Origin of the sequence: Prevotella sp. AM23-5 (genome assembly GCF_003473645.1) — a bacterium.
In the GTDB taxonomy this organism is placed as follows: domain Bacteria; phylum Bacteroidota; class Bacteroidia; order Bacteroidales; family Bacteroidaceae; genus Prevotella; species Prevotella copri_A.
In genome coordinates this window covers 13,515-34,107 of the sequence record NZ_QUCG01000039.1, presented here as the reverse complement: position 1 = coordinate 34,107, position 20,593 = coordinate 13,515, and the positions used below count along the sequence as shown (strand labels likewise).

At 46.8% G+C, this 20,593-nt stretch carries 11 protein-coding genes and 1 tRNA gene; 8 read left to right on the top strand and 4 right to left on the bottom strand.

The features are described from left to right. Window positions 1-58: 58 nt before the first annotated feature. The gene (locus DW657_RS10540; protein ID WP_118312469.1) at window positions 59-2,191 is read left to right on the top strand and encodes a Tex family protein; all 2,133 of its coding nucleotides are present in this window, start codon (window positions 59-61) and stop codon (window positions 2,189-2,191) included. A gap of 5 nt (window positions 2,192-2,196) precedes the next feature. Then, the gene (locus DW657_RS10535) at window positions 2,197-2,556 is read left to right on the top strand and encodes a hypothetical protein (RefSeq protein WP_367400155.1); all 360 of its coding nucleotides are present in this window, start codon (window positions 2,197-2,199) and stop codon (window positions 2,554-2,556) included. Window positions 2,557-2,561: 5 nt separating this feature from the next. On the opposite strand, the gene DW657_RS10530 is transcribed toward DW657_RS10535, so the two are convergent. Then, entirely contained in the window at window positions 2,562-6,428 is a 3,867-nt protein-coding gene (locus DW657_RS10530) for a helix-turn-helix domain-containing protein (RefSeq protein WP_118312468.1), read from the bottom strand. Between the two features lie 190 nt (window positions 6,429-6,618). Between DW657_RS10530 and DW657_RS10525 the strand changes: the two genes are divergently transcribed. Continuing rightward, window positions 6,619-7,650, top strand: a complete 1,032-nt coding sequence (locus DW657_RS10525) for an alcohol dehydrogenase (protein ID WP_118312467.1) — start codon at window positions 6,619-6,621, stop codon at window positions 7,648-7,650. Window positions 7,651-7,789: 139 nt separating this feature from the next. Here DW657_RS10525 and DW657_RS10520 read toward each other — a convergent pair whose 3' ends face one another. Both DW657_RS10520 and DW657_RS10515 read right to left on the bottom strand, forming a co-directional pair. After that, complete coding sequence (locus tag DW657_RS10520; RefSeq protein WP_117661942.1) at window positions 7,790-8,323, bottom strand: outer membrane beta-barrel protein; 534 nt, start codon at window positions 8,321-8,323, stop codon at window positions 7,790-7,792. A gap of 270 nt (window positions 8,324-8,593) precedes the next feature. Continuing rightward, a tRNA-Leu gene (locus tag DW657_RS10515) sits at window positions 8,594-8,675 on the bottom strand. A gap of 162 nt (window positions 8,676-8,837) precedes the next feature. Here DW657_RS10515 and DW657_RS10510 point away from each other — a divergent pair. Then, window positions 8,838-10,115 (top strand): histidine-type phosphatase, encoded by a 1,278-nt coding sequence (locus DW657_RS10510; protein WP_199658347.1) that lies wholly within the window; start codon window positions 8,838-8,840, stop codon window positions 10,113-10,115. A gap of 104 nt (window positions 10,116-10,219) precedes the next feature. Here the strand turns inward: DW657_RS10510 and DW657_RS10505 are convergent, their stop codons facing one another. Further along, a complete protein-coding gene (locus tag DW657_RS10505; protein WP_118312465.1) occupies window positions 10,220-13,033 on the bottom strand; it encodes a DNA gyrase/topoisomerase IV subunit A in 2,814 nt (937 codons plus the stop codon). Between the two features lie 105 nt (window positions 13,034-13,138). Here DW657_RS10505 and DW657_RS10500 point away from each other — a divergent pair, with 105 nt between their 5' ends. The 4 genes from DW657_RS10500 to DW657_RS10485 all read left to right on the top strand — a co-directional run bounded on the left by DW657_RS10500 (window position 13,139) and on the right by DW657_RS10485 (window position 20,260). Further along, window positions 13,139-14,701 (top strand): glycine--tRNA ligase, encoded by a 1,563-nt coding sequence (locus tag DW657_RS10500; protein WP_117661945.1) that lies wholly within the window; start codon window positions 13,139-13,141, stop codon window positions 14,699-14,701. Beyond that, complete coding sequence (locus tag DW657_RS10495; protein ID WP_118312464.1) at window positions 14,682-15,380, top strand: FKBP-type peptidyl-prolyl cis-trans isomerase; 699 nt, start codon at window positions 14,682-14,684, stop codon at window positions 15,378-15,380. Before DW657_RS10500 ends, DW657_RS10495 begins: the two co-directional genes overlap by 20 nt. A 554-nt stretch (window positions 15,381-15,934) precedes the next feature. Further along, complete coding sequence (locus DW657_RS10490; protein ID WP_118312463.1) at window positions 15,935-17,314, top strand: MATE family efflux transporter; 1,380 nt, start codon at window positions 15,935-15,937, stop codon at window positions 17,312-17,314. Between the two features lie 123 nt (window positions 17,315-17,437). Next, on the top strand, window positions 17,438-20,260 hold the full coding sequence (locus DW657_RS10485; protein ID WP_118312462.1) for a pitrilysin family protein: 2,823 nt from the start codon (window positions 17,438-17,440) through the stop codon (window positions 20,258-20,260). Window positions 20,261-20,593 lie beyond the last annotated feature (333 nt).

The window sequence follows — 20,593 nt, the reverse complement described above, 5'->3', positions numbered from 1 at the left end:
TTCGAAAGATTTCTGAGGCTTTTTTGTATCTTTGCATTCGCAAAAATAAAAATTAATTATGAATCAATTTACAAAGATTATTGCAGCCCAACTCAAATTACGTGAGCAGGCTGTCGAGAATACATTGGAGCTTCTTGAAGAAGGATGCACCATTCCTTTTATTTCCCGTTACCGTAAGGAGAAAACGGGAAATATGGATGAGGTGAATATCGAGGCCATCGCTCAGGCTAACGAAAAGTTGAAGGAAATGGCGAAACGAAAAGAAACCATCCTGAAGACTATTGATGAGCAGGGTAAACTGACAGATGCTCTTAAAGAGCGTATCGAAAACTGTTGGGATGCCACAGAATTGGAGGATATCTACCTTCCTTTCAAGCCTAAGCGCAGAACCCGTGCACAGATTGCCCGTGAGGCTGGTTTGGAACCTTTGGCTCAAGTTCTGCTTTTTCAGCGTGAACGCAACCCGCTGCAGGCTGCTAAGAAGTTTGTAGGCGACAAGGTGAAGGATGCTGATGCTGCCCTGCAGGGTGCTAAGGATATCATTGCAGAAATCGTAAGCGAAAGCGAGGAGAGTAGAAATCAGATTCGTGGCGAATTCCGCAGGGGAGCCATCATCACTTCGAAGGTGGTTGCCAAGAAGAAAGATGAAGAAGAAGCACAGCGCTTCTCTGATTACTTCGATTTCTCTGAGCCATTGAAAAGATGTTCTTCTCATCGCCTCTTGGCGATGCGTCGTGGTGAGGCTGCCGGATTCCTCCGTATCAGTATCTCTGCCGATGACGAGCAGTGCCAGGATAAGCTGAAACGCTACTATGTACATGGATATGGTGAGTGCCAGACATTGGTAGGTGAAGCGGTGGATGATGCCTTTAAGCGTCTTTTGAAACCTAGTATTGAAACTGAATTTGCTGCTCTCAGTAAGCAGAAGGCGGATGAAGAGGCTATTGTGGTTTTTGCAGAGAACCTGCGTCAGCTCTTGCTCGCTGCTCCTTTAGGTCAGAAGCGCGTGATGGCTGTTGATCCTGGTTTTGCCAATGGTTGCAAGACTTGTTGTCTGGATGCACAAGGTAATCTGATTCATCATGAAATCGTTTATCCTCATCCTCCTCGTAATAAGAAAAATGAGGCTACTTCGGCTATCCTGCGCATGGTGAAGATGTATCAGGTAGAGGCGATGGCTGTGGGTAATGGTACGGCAAGTCGCGAGACGAGTGACTGGTTGCACGAAATAAGTTATCCACACCCTGTGGATATCTATGTAGTAAGTGAGGATGGTGCTTCTATCTATTCTGCTTCCAAGATTGCCAGAGATGAATTCCCGGATGAGGATGTAACCGTGCGTGGTGCTGTAAGTATTGGTCGCCGACTGATGGATCCGCTTGCCGAACTGGTAAAGATTGATCCTAAGAGCATCGGTGTGGGACAGTATCAGCATGATGTGGATCAGACTCAGCTTAAGAAGAGCTTGGATACCGTGGTGATGAGTTGTGTAAACTCGGTGGGTGTCAACCTGAATACCGCATCGCAGCATCTTCTTACCTACGTGAGTGGTCTCGGTCCTACTCTTGCCAAGAATATTGTGGAATACCGTAAGGAGAATGGAGCCTTCGCTTCGCGTGCGCAGTTGAAGAAGGTGCCACGTCTGGGTCCTTCTGCCTTCGAGCAGTGTGCCGGCTTCCTCCGTATTCCTGGTGCCAAGAATCCTTTGGATAACAGTGCTGTTCACCCAGAGCGTTATGCCTTGGTTGAGCAGATGGCGAAAGATCAGGGAGTCACCGTGAAGCAGCTGGTGGAAGATAAGGATTTGCAGAAGAAAATAGATATTAAGAAATATGTCACTGCTGAGGTGGGTATGCCTACTTTGATGGATATTATGGCTGAGCTTGACAAACCTGGTTTGGATCCTCGTGGAGAGGTTGAAAAATTTGAGTTTGATGCGAGCATCAAGACCATTGAGGATCTGCAGGAGGGCATGGTAGTGCCTGGCATCGTAACCAATATCACCAAATTTGGCGCCTTTGTAGATATAGGTGTTCACAATGATGGATTGGTTCACGTTTCACAGATGTCAAACCGCTACATCAGTGACCCTAGTGAAGTGGTGAAGCTCCATGAGCATGTGATGGTGAGAGTGACAGAAGTAGATTTGAAGCGCAAGCGCATTGCCTTGTCAATGAAGGGAGTGAAATAATGGATATGAATCAATATATAAACAAAGGTGAAAATATAAATAAAGGTGAAACCCTCGGTAAAGAGGGCTTCACCCATTTTGGAGACAGTACCAATCAAGACAGTTGCTCTCTATCCAGTATCTCTCAAGACTGTATAGAGTCGGCTTATTGCTTTATTCATCAGAAGCTTCGTGTCTATGAGTTCTCTACCAATCCCACGCAGCGTGATGATATCGAATATGCTATCAGCCAGTATGTGGATGGCATGAATCCGCAGCTTTATCAGAAACTTGCTGATGGAAGAGATGGTTTCCTTCTCGACCATGTAAGTTTTGAACAGGATATGAGAAAGGCACAGGAGCAACTGGAAAAAATGATGGTGTAATCTGTTTATTTCAAATTACAGTCGGGAAGAACTGCCATGCATCTTCTTCCTTCTACGGTTTTCAGGATGCATCCGATGGTCTTTCTACCGATGTTTCTATTGACAGGGACTTGATTCTGTGCAATCACTTCTACATAATGAACGCCGGCATTCGGTACATCCATAGGAAGGGTACCTTCTGCCTGCATCTTGCCGTGTTCGAATCTGTCAACATCATCAAATCTGACGTAATGGTTGGTCTTGCCGTCAATGAATCCCACACATACAGAGTCCTTGTCTGAGGCAACGGACGCAAAGATGAGTTTTTCGCCAGCGTAACGCTTGAATGCTCTGCCCCGTTCTCTCTGCAAGAGCTCTGCCATCGAAACCTTGCATACCTTTCCGCTTTCATAGACAAGAATGAGCCATCCTTCTTCTTCGTCTTCATGAACAGCCAGTTTCAGGCGATAATCCTGCCAGTCGTCTTCATCCAGTATCTTGTATTCGTCCGTGTCCATCAGACAGATGACTGCCGTGATAGGGCGGTAGCCTTCCTCGTAATCGTGCAATGCATTGTTGCGCAGACGTGAGGTTTGGATGTGGTCGGTGATAGGAGCAGATTCTACATGCTTAGTGGAGTTTTTTGACTCCTTGGTGGCTAGAGTGTTTTCTAACGCAGTCGGCATTTCTTCCTGTGTAACCACAGCATGCGGAATGTGCTCTTCTGCCCATTGTTTTCTGATGGCAAGGAACTTGTCCTTATAGGTTTCGTTTACCTTGCGCGCAGATGTACCCATACGTTCGTAATATACATTGCCTACGGCTTTAGGTGTAGGGCATGGCTCGATGTCGATGATGAGTACCGCATTGCTGATATCCGTATCGAAGTGAGTATGTATATAATGTGCTCCTTCCTGACCGAGATAATAGATAATCTGATTGTTGACATATACCTCGTACTTATCTCTGGAGCCTTTGAAGAGCGGGTTCTTCAAGTCCTCTTCCAATCCCATTTCATAGCCAATATCCGATACGCCCAGATAGAGATGGCCGCCCTCGGCATTGAGGAAGGCACATATTTCCTGCATAATCTTGACGGTTTGTGCCTGCACATCCACTCGCATAGAGTTTTCTGGATAGATGATGGATGTCTTGAACTCGGTATGGAAATCTTCCTTGCCATAGTTCTTCTTGTTGGAAGATGACTTGTGGAGTTTCAGAAGAGCGCGAATCTTGTCGAGGATATCACCGGCTTGGGTGAGAAGTCCCGATTTCTTCACGAAGTTATGAGAGAGCACGAGCGATGCCAGTTGCTGCAGGTGAGGATCTTCTGTAAGACAGCTCCAACGGTACAGGTCTTCGTAGTGTTCCTCGCTATCCAGACAACCGATGATACGCAATTGCATAAAGTCGTGGCGAAGGATGGCATTGCGTTCAAACAATTCCGGTTCCTTTTCGGCGATGTGTTCAATCTTGTTGATATCTACCTTATCTAATGTTGCAAAATCGTTGAGTACCTCCAGGAGCGTAAGTCGACTATCGTAATAACTGGTTCTCTCCTTGCTGTCGAGCATGATGGCAAGAAGTCGGCAGAAATTGAGATAGTTGTATGCCTTGATCTTGTCTTCTTCTAGGGTGGCTTTGGCATCTATGATGCTCATCATTTCCGATACATATACTTTCTCTATAGGCATCGCATTAGCCAATTCATCCTTTTCATTTTTTGGATTGTAAACCTCATGTGCTGCATACCCCAGCATCAGCTGATGGAAAGCATCGGCAAGACTGAATCGGCTTTCCGGTGATTCCCGCAGGAAGGTGCCGTTGAGATAACCATTGGTTCCTTCCGTGATGTTATCAACTTCTATCACCATACCTTTTTTCAAATCATCGAGAGTCATGCCAGGGGCAGGACATACGGAAACTGAAAAGCCTTCGCTGCTTACGGCAGGAACACGAGGTACGTCGGATACCTGATTGAAGAGCAGACAGGTGAGGCGAGAGTTATAAAACAGATCGTTTACTCGTACGTCGTCTGCGTATTCGCTGATCATATCACGCATGGCAAAGACATAACTTCCATCATTGTTGACTTCTTTTACGTAGGCATGCAACAAGAGGGGCATCCCTTGATATTCAAACGACTGGGTGTTGATGTCGCCAGGGAAGAAAGGTACAACATCGTTTAAAACATCTAACGTTCCCACTCCCTCACAACCTTCTTCTACTACTTTGCATTCAAATAAGAGCTGTCCTGCCAGTTGTTTGGTTACGATGATGGTCGTTTCATCATCTATATAGAGTTTTCTGTTTTGCTTTTTTGAGGACTTACGCTTTTGGGAGAATAGAGAATGGTTGATGTATTCCCACAGTTCCTTATAGTGTTCGATGGTAGTACCTACTTTTCCACGTAGTTTTACCGGTGGTTTTTCGTCCAGGCGGATGGAAAGTCCATGCCATAATCCCATACGTGAAGAGAGAGGCATATATACATTCTCTTTATCCAAATCCTTTGGCTGTATGGTGATAGCTTGCTCGTTGACGGTGAGAAGAGTTGTTTCATTCTCATATTTGGCAGGTTCAAAACTCTCCACGGTTTCATTGTCCTGTTGGGAGCAGAGCATATTGGCGAGGACGAATGCGTCATCGCTGTTGAAAGGAAGGGCAGCATTGAATTCTGTCGGGGTGAAGAGAGAAAGGAATGCTTTCTGGAGAGTCTTGTTAGGGTCGCTTACATTCATCAGCGAAACCAAGCGATAGAGCAATGCCTGATTCAATGAGTTATCGTAAATCTTATGCGATGCATGACGTCCCAGTATCAGCTCGATGGTCAAAACCTGAATCATGGTTTCCTTGGTTGTTGCATCGCTGGAGAGTCTGTCTGTCTGGTGATAGATATTCTCTACATAGCTTTGTAACAGTTTGAGCCATTGCATCTGAAAGGGTTTTCTGTTCCAAAGATATACCTGCTGGCTGCGAAGGGTAGTCAGGATAGACGTGATGAGTTTTTCCATAATCGAAAAGTCGAGCATGAAGATGCATTGCATGATGCAGAACTGCTTGCGTGGATGGTAGATATAGGCACAAGTGGATAGAGTGGAAAGAATCTGGCTGATGGTATGCTCGGCCTTTCCCTCTCTTAATATTCTGATGGCTTGAATGTAGTAAGATATCAGTTCGATGATATCGGTAAATCGCTGTTCGAGCAGCATGCGCTCGGCTTCCTTGCATCGGGGCAGGAGATACTCTCCCTGTAGCGTTTCGATGCATTGGGAATGAATCTGCAGGAGTAATGTCTGTAATTCATCTTGGCTGAGATGATTGGAGATGCCAGCTATCCATCGGTGGCACTCCAGGTCGAAGATGTCAGAAGGCGTATCTCCGAGCATCAGATTTCTGAACTCAGGGGTATTCCAGTTTTCATCACCTATGATTTCACGAAAATCTTTATCTGAAAGTGAAAACTCCGACTTATCGGCGCCCAATACTTCTACGAGTTGTACCTCCATGTATTTCTGGCGGAACTTCATCACTCTGCATCTTACTCTAGGAGTGAGCGCTGCATTGATGATGGTATCTCTTTTCAACATGGCCGTGAAGCCGTATTCGTCTTCCAGGTGATAGAAATCACCTAATGTCATCTTGATCTTGAAATCCACCTCATCATTTTCCTTATAATGTTTTCTCATGAGGTGTTCTATGTTCTGGGAAATGAAAACCTTGCCTAGATGGGTTGTAATCATCAGACAGTCAAGTGTCTTAGGGGCGGGTTGCCTCCTTTGGAAGTCAATCTGTCCTACCTTGTAAATTCTGTTTTCTACTTCGATGACGAACTTATGTTCTTCTTCATCAATGCGCAGAACCTTTGCCTTGATATTCTTGTAATTATTCATATAGAATGTTTTTTTGTGATATGATGTTATAATAATACTGCAAAGATATATATATTCTGTGAATTTTCAGTATTTTCTCGTTAAAAAAACTCTAATTTTAACAAAGCATAAAAAGTTGGCATAACGTATGATGTTATGAATATTTTTTGTATATTTGCATTTTCGATAAAACATTAATAAACTAGAGACGATGAAAGCATTTACATATATTAAAAAAGGAGAATTCGCTTTTGTTGAGAAAGCGAAACCTACCATTAAGGATGCCAAGGATGCTATAGTGAGAGTAACCATGAGCAGTATCTGTACCAGCGATTTGCATATCAAGCATGGTTCAGTGCCTCGTGCTGTACCTGGTATTACCTTGGGGCATGAGATGGTGGGTGTTGTAGAAGAAGTAGGCGGGCAGGTTACCCATGTGAAGCCGGGCGATAGAGTAACGGTGAATGTGGAGACTTATTGTGGCGAATGCTTCTACTGCCAGCATGGATACGTAAACAACTGTACTTCTCCTCACGGTGGCTGGGCGTTGGGGTGCAGGATAGATGGCGGCCAGACGGAATACGTCAGAGTTCCGTATGCCACTACCGGATTGAATAAGATTCCTGATACGGTGAGCGATGAGCAGGCACTCTTTGTTGGCGATATTCTTGCCACTGGATTCTGGGCGACCCGAATCTCGGAAATAAAGGAAGAAGATACGGTTCTCATTATCGGGGCAGGTCCTACGGGAGTTTGCTGTTTGCTCTGCACCTTACTGAAGAATCCTGGAAAAATCATCGTTTGCGAGAAATCAGAAGCCAGGAGAGCATTTATCCAGGAACATTATCCGCAGGTTCTTGTGGTAGAACCGGAAGATTGCGAAACCTTCGTCAAGGAGCAGAGTTTGCATGGTGGAGCCGATGTGGTGATGGAAGTAGCTGGTGGTTCGGATACCTTCCAGTTGGCATGGAAGTGTGCCCGTCCTAATGCCATCGTTACTATTGTTGCTATGTATGATAAGCCCCAGATGCTTCCGCTTCCTGATATGTATGGCAAGAATCTCATTTTCAAGACGGGTGGAGTAGATGGCTGTGATTGTGAGGAAATCCTGAGCTTGATAGCACAGGGCAAGATAGATACCACTCCTCTCATTACCCATCGTTTTCCGTTATCTAGAATAGAGGAAGCTTACGATGTGTTTGAGAATAGAAAAGATGGGGTTATCAAGGTTGCTCTATATTGAGGTTTTCATATAAGTTGCCCTTTATTGAGGTTTCATATAAATTGAGATTTCACATAAAAACAGGGCGCAAGCTATTCCTGTTGCGGAAAAAGCTTGCGCCCTTGATATATTTACGATGAGTAAATGAGCTTTTCTAAGATTAGAACTTGTAGATAGCTCCAAATGAAATGTTGCTTGCATCTACGTCAACTCCGAATGTAGATGAGCTCTTGCCCTCTTCTGGAGAATAACCTCTGTAACCGAGGAAGCCAATCTTTGAGATGAATTCAACATGCTTTGTAAGCTTAACAGCCAAACCTGGCTTGATGCCTACCTCGTAGAAGTCGCCACCGCCCTTGCTTACACTGCCATAACCGATAGTACCCTCGAAGAAGAGATCAACTACCTTGCTCTCTACTGCTGCATAGCGAACGTAAGGAGCAATAGTGAAGGTAGTAGCATCACCTACTCGGGCAATCTTGCAAACATCGCCCTTCTGGATACCTACCTCGATACCGGCATCCCACTTGTTGTTGAACTGATAACCGATTTCTGGGATGAGCTTGTAAGCTGTCTTGCTATCTTCATCACCAATCTTATTGCTAGAGATACCAGCCGTACCACCGATGTAAACCTGTGCGCTTGCGCAAACAGAAACGAGAGCCATCATAAGGCTCAACATAATCTTCTTCATAATTAATCTTTTAAACCGAAATTAATACTTTGTTTCTTTTCTTTTATTGGAATTCCGTGGGCAAAGGTATAGGAAATATGCGAAAAACAAGAAAATTTTATCTGGTTTTCTTGCAAGATATGGGGATTTGTTGATTTAAATCAAAAAACGTGGTTATGTGACGACTGTTTCTTCCAATATCTATGAGTAAGTAGGTTGATGATAACTTCCTGGTTTCTAGAAAGAAAAAATCCTAACTGCTTATTATCAAGTAGTTAGGATTTTCTTCGGTGCGCCTGATAGGACTCGAACCTACACGGCCTAAACCACTAGATCCTAAGTCTAGCGCGTCTACCAATTTCGCCACAAGCGCATTTGTGAGTGCAAAGATACAATAAATATTCGAATAAAAAGAAGAAATGAGCAGAAAAAAGCGGGTTTGTTTGTTTTTTACGAGAAATAATGGTACTTTTGCAGGCAAACTGAAAATAATCATGATGAAAAAAATGAATTATACAATAAAAATGTAGTAACAATGAATACAAAGAATCTATTATTGTTGGCATCTCTTGTTTTAGCGATGCCATTGTCTGCTCAGAGTCCTCTGGAGGATTTCAAGCGAGACATTACACTCTCGGGTAGTAACTATGTGGCTTATCGCGGGCCTCAGAAGCAGTTAACTCCGGCGCCTAAGGGCTATAAGCCTTTCTATCTGAGCCACTATGGCCGTCATGGCTCCCGCTATATGATTGGCAAGCAGGCGTATGATGTGCCTTATTTCTCCCTGTTGAAGGCGAAGCAGGAAGGTAAGTTGACTGCCAAGGGTGAGGAAACACTGGGTAAGGTGAAGCTGATTCGTGAAGAGGCAAAGGGACGTGATGGCGAGTTGACTCCATTGGGAGCTCTCCAGCATCAGGGTATTACCAGGCGAATGATGGAAAGATTTCCAGAGATCTTTGCCGGTAATACGAATATCGAGGCACGAAGCACGGTGGTGATCCGCTGCATCCTCTCTATGGAGAATGGCTTGCATCAGTTGCTTCGCATGAATCCTAAGCTCCACATCTTCCATGATGCCAGCGAGCATGATATGTACTATATGAATCAGGGAGACAGATACCTGGATAGCTTGAAGAATAGCGTGGGCATCAAGGTGGTGCAGCAGGAGTTTGCCCAGAAGCACGTTAACTATAGCCGAGTGATGCAGGAACTTTTCAATGACCCGGCTTGGGTGAAGCAGAATATCAACCAGAGTGACTTGAACAGAAAGCTTTATGAGATGGCTAGCTCTATCCAGGGTACAGAGTTGAGAGGCAAGGTTTCGCTCTACGACCTCTTTACCGAGGAGGAGTTGTATCAGAATTGGTTAAGTACCAATATCTGGTGGCAGATGGCGTATGGCAATTCTCCTTATACAGGCAATGTTCAGCCATATTCCCAGCGTAATCTTCTGATGGATATCATCGAGAAGGCTGATAGCTGCATAGCTCTTCCGCATCCGGGTGCTACCTTGAGATATGGTCATGATACGATGGTTACTCCGCTTACTTGCCTCCTGGATCTGAATGGATATGGCGAGGAGATCAGGGATCCAGAGAGAATTTCTTCTCAATGGTTTGATTATAAGATTACTCCGATGGCTACCAACCTTCAGTTTGTATTCTATCGCAACAAGGCGAATGATGTGCTGGTGAAGGTATTGCTCTGCGAGGATGAAGCTACGCTTCCTATTAAGAGCGATGTGGAGCCTTATTACCACTGGAATGATTTCAAGGCTTATTGCCTGGAGAAACTGAAGGGGTATAAGAAATAAAAATATACAGCAATGCGACGCATATAATCATCTATAGAGAAAAAGGAGGGTGTATCCAAGTACACCCTCCTAAAAAATATATATCGAAAACTTTTCGAATTCTTTTATTGTCTTGATAACCAATCTTTGTCTTTCTGATCTTCTTCGAAATCTTTTTCTGAGAAGAGATTGGTTTGACCGGTCAGTTCATCTATTACCTGCTGCTCGCTTTTTCCTGCATCAGGATCGAGATTCTCTACAGCTTCAGCATTCTTACCTGCGCCTTCAGAATCGCCGGTTGCATCTTCTGCATCTGAATCGTCTTCTGCTGGAGGCTCCGGGAATCTTGTCGGCTCTAATTCCTCGATGCTTTCCAGTTTCCATGTCGTCAGGCGCTTACCCTTTGCCTTGAAACTCTTCTGAGCGATGAATTGCTCGGCATCGATTTCTTCGGCAGGTCGGATGGCATCCACACCCCCATAGGTAACCTTGAGGCGAGGGAATGGGGTATCGGTGAGCAGGATGAGCTTGCTGTTTGGATTCTCTCCCAGACAATTCTGATGGCGCTTGGTGGCATCCATCGTAAATCGCTTGATGTATGGATATCCCTCATTGTCGGCATCATAGAGAATGGCTGTCCATATCTTGTGCTCATCCCATTTCTCCAATCTCAGGATGTTGTCCTCGTAATGGTTGTTCACATCGAAGTTGGTGATGTAGAATTCGCCGTTGTCGAGTACTACCAGGATAGAGTCATCATCGTTGAATTCTCCCAGGAATCTGCCGTTCTCATCATAGTTGATGCGGTTTACATCCGGGTCGAACCAAACCTTTCTTCCTCCCAGGGTACTGTGTCCGTGGCTCTTCAATCCGATGCGGCGGATGGTTCGCTTGGTGAGCAGGTTGCCCTTGGCAGCACGTCCCTTGATGAGGATTTCAGAGAAATCTTTCTCCAGGAAGATGCTCTGGCGTTTCTTGCTCAGATCAGGTTCCATCGTCACCTTGATGATTTCCGCTTCACCGTTAGGGTTGGCGGTGAAGTAGATGATGCGGCTTCCCGGTGTGCCCTGGGTGATATCGTAGAGCTTGTCGCGCGTCATGGCGGTTACGTTGAATCGCTTGATGAAGTAGTCGCCCTGCTTGCCGTCGCGATATACGCAGTTGTAGATGGTTCGCTTGTCGTTCTTTTTGAACACCTGTACGTGGAGGATGTTCTTACCCACGAATATCTTGTCGGCAACCTTGGTTACCTTGAATTTTCCATCCTTGTAGAAGATGATGATGTCGTCGAGGTCAGAGCAGTTGCATACGAATTCATCCTTCTTCAAGCCTGTACCTACGAAACCTTCCTGTCGGTTGATGTAGAGTTTCTGGTTGGCTTCCACCACCTTGGTCACCTCGATGGTATCGAAGTTTCTGATTTCGGTTTTTCTAGGATGCATCTTTCCGTACTTGCCCTTGAGATACTCAAACCAGTTGATGGTGACATCGGTCATGTGGGCGAGGTCGTTTTCTATTTCAGCCAGTTCTGCCTTGATCTTCAGCAGGAGGTCATCCGCCTTATCCTTATTATATTTCAGGATTCGCTGCATCTTGATTTCCAGGAGCTTGAGGATGTCGTCGCGTGTGATGTCTCGGTGGAAGGAGTATTCCACGTTTCCCTTGCCGTCGATATTGGCGGTGAAGATCTGATCCTTGAACGGCTCCAGCTTGGAGTAGATGAATGCCACTACCTCGTCCTGACTCTTGCTCTGCTCGAATTTGCGCTCCTTGTAGATGCGCTCCTCTATGAAGATGCGTTCGAGCGAGGAGAAGAAGAGCTGCTCTTCCAGCTCGCCCTTTCGGATCATCAGTTCGCGTCGGAGTAATCCCATGGTGCGGTCAACACTATGTCTGAGCACATCGCTCACGGTGAGGAACTTCGGCTTGTTGTCCTCGATGACGCAGCAGTTAGGCGATATGTTGATTTCGCAGTCGCTGAAGGCATAGAGGGCATCCATCGTCTTGTCCGAAGAAGTGCCTGGTGCCAGATGCACGAGGATTTCCACGTTGGCTGATGTGACATCATCCACCTTTCTTGCCTTGATCTTTCCCTTTTCCACCGCCTTGGTGATGGAGTCGATGAGGCTTCCGGTGGTTTTGCTGAATGGTATCTCGCTGATTACGAGTGTCTTGTTGTCGAGCTTGTCTATCTTGGCTCTTACCTTCAGTACGCCTCCTCGCTGTCCGTCGTTGTATTTGCTTACGTCGATGGCGCCTCCTGTAGGGAAATCCGGATAGAGCTGGAAGGGTTCTCCCTTGAGGTAGTGGATGGCAGCATCGCAGAGGTCGTTGAAGTTATGCGGCAGTACCTTGCTGCTCAAACCCACGGCGATACCCTCGGCACCTTGTGCCAGGAGCAGCGGGAATTTGGCTGGCAGGGTGATAGGTTCCTTGTTTCTGCCATCGTAGGAGAGTTGCCAGTCGGTGGTTTTAGGGTTGAATACCACATCCAGGGCAAATTTCGAGAGTCGTGCCTCGATGTATCGGGGAGCGGCTGCACGGTCGCCGGTGAGTATGTTACCCCAGTTACCCTGTGTGTCGATGAGCAGGTCTTTCTGTCCCATCTGCACGAGTGCATCTCCGATGGATGCGTCTCCGTGAGGGTGGAACTGCATCGTATGTCCCACGATGTTAGCCACCTTGTTGTATCTTCCGTCATCCATGCGCTTCATGGAGTGGAGGATGCGTCGCTGTACGGGTTTCAATCCGTCTTCGATATGAGGCACGGCTCGCTCCAGGATGACATACGATGCATAGTCGAGGAACCAGTTCTGGTACATTCCGCTGAGGTGATGTACGGCGGAAGCATCAAAACGGTTCACCGGCTTGTAGTCGGAGTGTTCCTGAGGCGTATTTTCCTCATTTATCTCGTTTTTATCTTTAATTTCGTCGCTCATATATAGCTTTTAATACTTATTTTATTAATTTATGGCAAAAATACAACAATTTTTCGAGAAAAAAGAGTATCTTTGCCGAAAATTTGAAAAAAATAAGATTTAATCATGGCACAGGAAGATGTTTTTAAGAAAATTGTAAGCCATTGCAAGGAATATGGCTTTGTGTTCCCTAGTAGTGAAATTTATGATGGCTTGGCTGCCGTTTACGACTATGGTCAGAATGGTGTTGAGCTCAAGAATAATATCAAGCAGTACTGGTGGCAGAGTATGGTATTGTTGCACGAGAACATTGTAGGTCTCGATGCAGCTATCTTCATGCACCCTACCGTATGGAAGGCTTCAGGACATGTGGATGCCTTCAACGACCCTTTGATCGATAACCGTGATTCCAAGAAGCGTTATCGTGCCGATGTGCTCATCGAGGATCACATGGCTAAGTATGAGGAGAAGATTGCCAAGGAGATTGCCAAGGCTCAGAAGCGCTTCGGCGATAGCTTCGATGAGGCTCAGTTCCGCGCTACCAACCCTCGTGTACTGGAGAACCAGAAGAAGTTTGATGATCTCCATGCCCGCTATACTGAGGCAATGCAGGGTCCTAACCTGGAGATGCTGAAGCAGATTATCGAGGATGAGGGTATCGTCTGCCCTATCAGCGGTACCAAGAACTGGACAGACGTCCGCCAGTTCAACCTGATGTTCTCTACCCAGATGGGTGCTGCCAGCGATGCTACAAGCAAGGTTTATCTCCGTCCTGAGACAGCTCAGGGTATCTTCGTAGATTATCTGAGCGTACAGAAGACCGGCCGTATGAAGTTGCCATTCGGTATCTGCCAGATTGGTAAGGCATTCCGCAACGAGGTAGTTGCCCGCCAGTTCGTATTCCGTATGCGTGAGTTCGAGCAGATGGAGATGCAGTTCTTCTGCCAGCCAGGTACAGAGATGAAGTGGTTTGAGTATTGGAAGAAGGTTCGCCTTGCTTGGCATGAGGCACTGGGCATGGGCAACGAGAACTACCGTTACCACGACCACGAGAAGCTGGCTCACTATGCCAACGCAGCTACCGACATCGAGTTCAAGATGCCATTCGGTTTCAAGGAGGTAGAGGGTATCCACAGCCGTACCAATTTCGACCTTTCTCAGCACGAGAAGTACAGCGGCCGCTCTATCAAGTACTTCGATCCTGAGAAGAACGAGAGCTATGTGCCTTACGATGTAGAGACCTCTATCGGTGTTGACCGTATGTTCCTCAGCGTGATGTGCCACTCTTACTGCGAGGAGAAGCTTGAGAATGGTGAGACACGTGTGGTATTGCGCCTGCCAGAGGCATTGGCTCCAGTGAAGTGTGCCGTATTCCCATTGGATAAGAAGTTTGGTTTGCCAGAGTTGGCTCATGAAATCGTAGATGAGTTGAAGTTCCACTTCAATACCCACTATGGCGATCCTAAGGATTCCATCGGTAAGCGTTATCGCCGCCAGGATGCCATCGGTACTCCATTCTGTATCACCGTTGACCACGAGACACCAAACGACCACAAGGTAACTCTGCGTTATCGTGATACCATGGAGCAGGAGCGTGTAGCTATCTCTGACCTCCGCAGCATCATCGAGGAGCGCGTAAGTATTACTAGCGTATTAAAGAAACTTGGTAATGAAATTAAGAATTTCTAAATATCTCTTCTTGCTCGTGATGGCAGTGTTCGCCCTGTCATCATGCAGCGAGGATGATAACACCGTAGATGAGTATGCCAACTGGCAGGAGCGCAACGAACAGGCTTTTGACGATACTTTGGCTTATGCCCGTCAGCAGATAGCCAACGGCAGCACCGAATGGAAGGTGATTCGCAAATGGTCGCTCCAGAACCAGACACCTAACAAGGATGTGACTGGTATGGATGTTCCGCTTTCCTACAAGGATGCTGATCACATCGTGGTTCGCGTGTTGAAGGAAGGCAAGGGCAGCGGATGCCCTATGTACACCGATTCTGTGAAGGTGAGCTATCTTGGCAGATTGCTGGGCACTGATACTTATCCTGCAGGTTATGTATTCGATAAGACCTTCGAGGGTACCTACGACAAGGCCACTGCTCAGGTTACAACCAATTTGGCGAGTGGCTGGATAGATGGTTTTACCACAGCCGTGCTTAATATGCACATCGGCGATCATTGGCTGGTGTATATCCCATATCAGCTGGCTTATGGTTCTACCCAGAGTTCGAGTAGCGTAATCCCTGCCTATTCCATGCTTCGCTTCGAGATAGTGCTCGACAGCTACTATCGTCCGGGTCAGGTAATACCGGGTTCTAGAGCTGCTGCCCAGGCACTCAAGGGAGAATGGATTACAGAGTAGGATTTTTGGGGGATTTACACCTTATTATATATAGGTGATAGAATAGGAGCGTTCCTAGGATTGCCATCTGATGGCATTCTTAGGAACGCTTTGTGTTAACATACCTTTTTGGTGTGTTAACAAGTGTTTGTGTTCGTGCACAAAACGCAATCTATATTAAAAAAATGTTAGTTTTCTGCATTTTTTCGGCTAAAAGTATTGCAGTTTCAGAAAATAGTTGTACCTTTGCATCAGAAAAAATAAGTTTTAGGTTTTTAGTTAGGTAATAGATTTTATTAGGTTTAGTTGTTAGGTAAAGTTAAGATTGTTGTTCATTGGTTTATTGGTTTTAGTTAAGGTAGTTAGAAAAGATTGTTTATTCAAGGACGACAGGTGTTAGTTAAGGTAAGAATAAGATTGTTTATTCAGTGACGACAAAAAACAGTACTGTTCCGCTCTGCGGAAGTTAAGTTTTGGGAAAAACAAAGGTACGAAATTCATGTAATTAAATAAAGGTGGCAATTCCTTCCGGGAGTCGCCATTTTTTTCGTTAACGCAATTAATAAGAGAAAAATATGTTATTCAAGAATAAGACAGATTATCTGATGGAGTCGATACGCGAGGGTAGGGCGATGGCTCGCAGCGAGAAACTCAATCTCATCGTGGGGTTGAGTATTCCATCCATGCTGGCACAGATTTCCACCGTGATGATGTTCTTCATCGATGCATCCATGGTGGGACATCTGGGTGCTGAGGCTTCGGCAAGCATCGGACTTATCGAGTCAACCAACTGGCTCATTGGCAGTTTGCTCAGTGCGGCAGCTACCGGTTTCTCGGTGCAGGTGGCTCATTTCATCGGAGCCAACGATTTCGTGAAGGCTCGCCAGGTATTCCGCCATGCCCTGATATGCGGTTTGGCGTTCAGTCTTTGTGTTACCCTGGCATGTGTAGGAGTGCATTCCCATCTGCCTTATTGGCTGGGTGGCGGTGCTGATATTGCGGGCAATTCCTCACGTTATTTTCTGATATTCGGTTTGGCGTTGCCCTTCGTATTCCTGTATCATGTCTCTGAGATGATGCTCAAGTCGGCAGGCAACATGCATACCCCGAGTGTGATGGCGGTGCTGATATGCATCTGCGATGTGGTGTTCAATTACCTCTTCATCTACGTCATGAAGATGGGCGTGGTGGGAGCTGCCTGCGGCACGGCGCTTGCCTATATCTGCATCTCGCTGCCCAATCTCTACCTCACGGCATGCCGTAACCGGATACTCAATCTGCGTCAGGACAAGGAACCTTTCCGGTGGGTGAAGGAATACCTGCACCATGCCTGCAAGATCAGCATCCCGATAGCCATACAGAATGTCCTGATGAGCGGTGCGCAGATCGTGAGCACCATGATTGTGGCACCATTGGGCAATATCGCCATTGCTGCCCACTCGTTTGCCATCACCGCCGAGAGCCTCTGCTATATGCCGGGTTATGGTATCGGTGATGCCGCCACCACCCTGGTGGGTCAGACGCATGGTGCCGGGCGTACCGATCTCTGCCGCAATTTTGCCTATATGACGGTGGGATTGGGCATGTGCGTGATGGCATTGATGGGAGTGGTGATGTATGTCTTTGCCCCCGAGATGATAGGTGTGCTCTCGCCGGTGGAGAGCATCCGCGAGCTGGGCACTACCTGCCTTCGCATCGAGGCCTTTGCCGAGCCTTTCTTTGCAGCGAGCATCGTAACCTATTGTGTCTGCGTGGGAGCGGGTGATACCCGGAAGCCAGCCGCCATCAATCTGGGTACCATGTGGCTGGTGCGCCTCACCCTGGCTTACGCCCTTTCCAAGAGCTATGGCTTGGAGGGTGTCTGGATTGCGATGGCTACGGAGCTTACCCTCAGAGGCACACTTTTCCTCATCCGACTTTACCGCGGTTCGTGGATGAAGAGCTTCCAATGTTAGTTTTACGTTAAGATTTGCAGGTATTGGGGAAGATAATCTCCCAAATGTTTGCAAATCTTTTTTATTTTGTGTAATTTTGCAAGCGGAATATTTGAAACAAGAAATTTTATAAATCAATAGCAGATGAAACTAAGAAAGATTTTTGCAGCGTTTCTGCTGTGTTTATCTGTGGGAAGTGCGATGGCACAGATGCCAGCCATTCCTGTGGATAAGAATGTGAAGATTGGTCATCTCGACAATGGATTGACTTACTACATTCGTCACAACAGTTATCCTGAGCATGTAGCCAGCTTCTACATTGCCCAGAAAGTGGGTTCTATCAATGAGAACGATGATCAGCGCGGTTTGGCTCACCTCCTCGAGCACCTCGCCTTCAACGGTACCGATCACTTCAAGGGTAACTCTCTCCAGGATTACCTGCAGAGCATCGGCGTGGAGTATGGTAGAAATCTCAATGCCTATACCAGCGTAGAGAAAACCGTATATTACTTCACCGATGTACCTACTACCCGCCCTACAGCCGTAGATTCATGCATGCTCATCCTCAAGGATTGGAGCAACGGTATCTCTCTTACCGAGGAAGCCATCAATGACGAGCGCGACGTGGTACACAATGAGTACCGTATGCGCATCGTGGGTCAGCAGCGCATGATAGAGCGCTCATTGCCAAAACTCTATCAGAACAACAAGTATGGCTACCGTTTCCCTATCGGATTGATGAGCGTCATCGACGGCTGCAAGCCGGAAACCCTGCGTGCTTACTACCGCAAGTGGTATCGCCCTGACAATCAGGCAATCATCATCGTGGGTGATGTAGATGTCAACCATATCGAGAACAAGATCAAGGAGCTCTTCTCGGGCATCAAGGTGCCTGCCAATGCCGCCAAGATTGAGCCGGTGGAAGTTGCCGATAATGATACAGCCATCTACGTAATCGACAAGGATAAGGAGCAGCAGTATGATATCTTCAATATCTTTATGAAGCATCCTGCCATCCCTAATGCGATGAAGGGCGACATGAGCTATCTCATGAAGGGATACATGGACAATGTGGTTACCTCTATGCTGGGTGCACGCTATGCCGAGATTGCCCAGGAAGCCGACTGCCCATTCCTTCAGGCAGGTGCCGACGACGGCGACTTCCTGCTCTCTTCTACCAAGGGTGCCTTCAGCCTTATCGGAGTGGCAAAGCCAGGAAAGGTGAAGGAGGCTTATGCAGCCGTATTGCGCGAGGCAAAGCGCATGCACGACTTCGGATTCACCGCCACTGAGTATCAGCGTGCCAAGGAGGAGTTCCTGAGCCAGGTAGATAAGACGCTTGCCAACAAGGATAAGATGAAGAACGAGCAGTTTACCACCCAGTATGTGGATCACTTCATCTCCAACGAGCCGATTCCATCGGTAGAGGACGAGAGTCAGATCTACAAGATGGTAGTACCTCAGCTGCCATTGGAGGCCGTCAATGCCTATGCCAAGCAGCTGGTTTGCCAGAGCGATACCAACCTGGTATCGATGGTGCTGATGCGCGAGGCAGAGGGTGCCGTTTATCCTACCGAGAAGGAGCTTGCCGATATCGTGAAGCAGGTGCGCTCTGAGAAGCTGGAGGCATACGTGGACAACGTGAAGCAGGAGCCGCTGATGGCTCAGTTGCCTAAGCCAGGCAAGATCAAGAAGACCGTAGAGAACAAGCAGCTGGGTTACAAGCAGCTTACCCTTTCCAACGGTGCCAAGGTGGTATTGAAGAAGACCGATTTCAAGGATAATGAGATTCTCTTCTCTGCCAATGCCAAGGTGGGTTACTCAGCTCTCGAGAAGAGCGATTACCCTAGCATCATGCTGATGAGCGAGGCTTGGGGTGCCAGCGGTTTGGGTGATTTCTCAAGCACCGAGCTTGAAAAGGCGCTCGCAGGCAAGCAGGCAGGTGTAGGCTTCTCCATCAAGCCTTACAGCCATGGCCTCTCGGGTAATTCTACTCCTAAGGACATTGAGACCCTGATGCAGCTCATCTATCTCAAGATGACAGCATTGAGCAAGGATGAGAAGTCGTTCAAGAATCTTCAGAATACCTTTGCCACTGTTCTTGCCAACCAGAGCAACAATCCTAACATGGTATATCAGGATTCATTGCAGAGCACCCTTTACCTGGGCAGCAAGATTGGCCGCATTCCATCTTCTGATGAGATCAACGCCATCAACTACGATCGCCTGATGGCGCTTGCCAAGGAGTATTACGGCAATGCCAAGGACTTCACCTTCTACTTCGTGGGCAACTACGATGAGAAGACCCTCCTCCCGCTCATTGAGCAGTATATCGCCAGCTTGCCAAACAATGGCTTCAAGCTGAAGAACAAGGAGATTCCATACGCCAAGGGCGAGGTGAAGAACAACTTTACCAAGGCGATGTCTAATCCTCAAACCCAGGCATCAGAGATATGGAGCACCAAGTTGCCATTCTCTATGCAGAATATGGTACTGGCAGATGTAACCTCCCGACTGCTGGAGATGCAGTATCTGCGCACCATCCGTGAGCAGTTGAGTGCAGCTTACCATGCAGGAGCCACCTTCGGCATGCTCCGCGATTTCGACGACAAGGCATCCATCATCAGCATCACCGCCAATGCCGGCTTGAATCCGGAGAAGGCTGATACCGCCATCACCTATTTCTTCAAGGGTGTGGAAGAGGTAGAGAAGCAGGTAGATGCTGCCGATTTGCAGAAGGTGAAGGAGATTCTCCTGAAGCAGGCAGGTGTGGATGAGAAGAACAATGCCTACTGGCTTGGCGTTATTGCCAACTATACAGGTATCGGTTTCGATAACTATACCGGCTATAAGGAGTTTGTGAAGAACCTCCGTGGCGAGCAGGTTTCCGACTTCCTCAAGAATGTACTCCTGAAGAGCGGCAACCATGTCGAGGTAATCATGAAGGCTGAGAAGAGCAAGGAATAATATCCCCCCGCTGGGATATCATTCCGATCAGCATAGAAATCCAAAAAGTCCCGTTGAACGATTTTACTCGCCAACGGGACTTTTTGCCTTTTTTTCTCTTTGTGGTATCAAAGAGTCATTCTGAAAATAATCTTTTTACGTAATTTCCTTTCTCTCTTACGTAAATTTCCTCAAGAGCACTCTCTTGCGAAAGTTACCCTTAGTCATTCTTCTTTGCCTTTGAAGCAAGAGCCTCACGGCGATCGTTGAGAATCTCCTGGCACTTGTTCAATGCCATATTCTCACTCATTGTGTTGACCTTAATTAAATCATTCATAACCTATTGTGATTTGT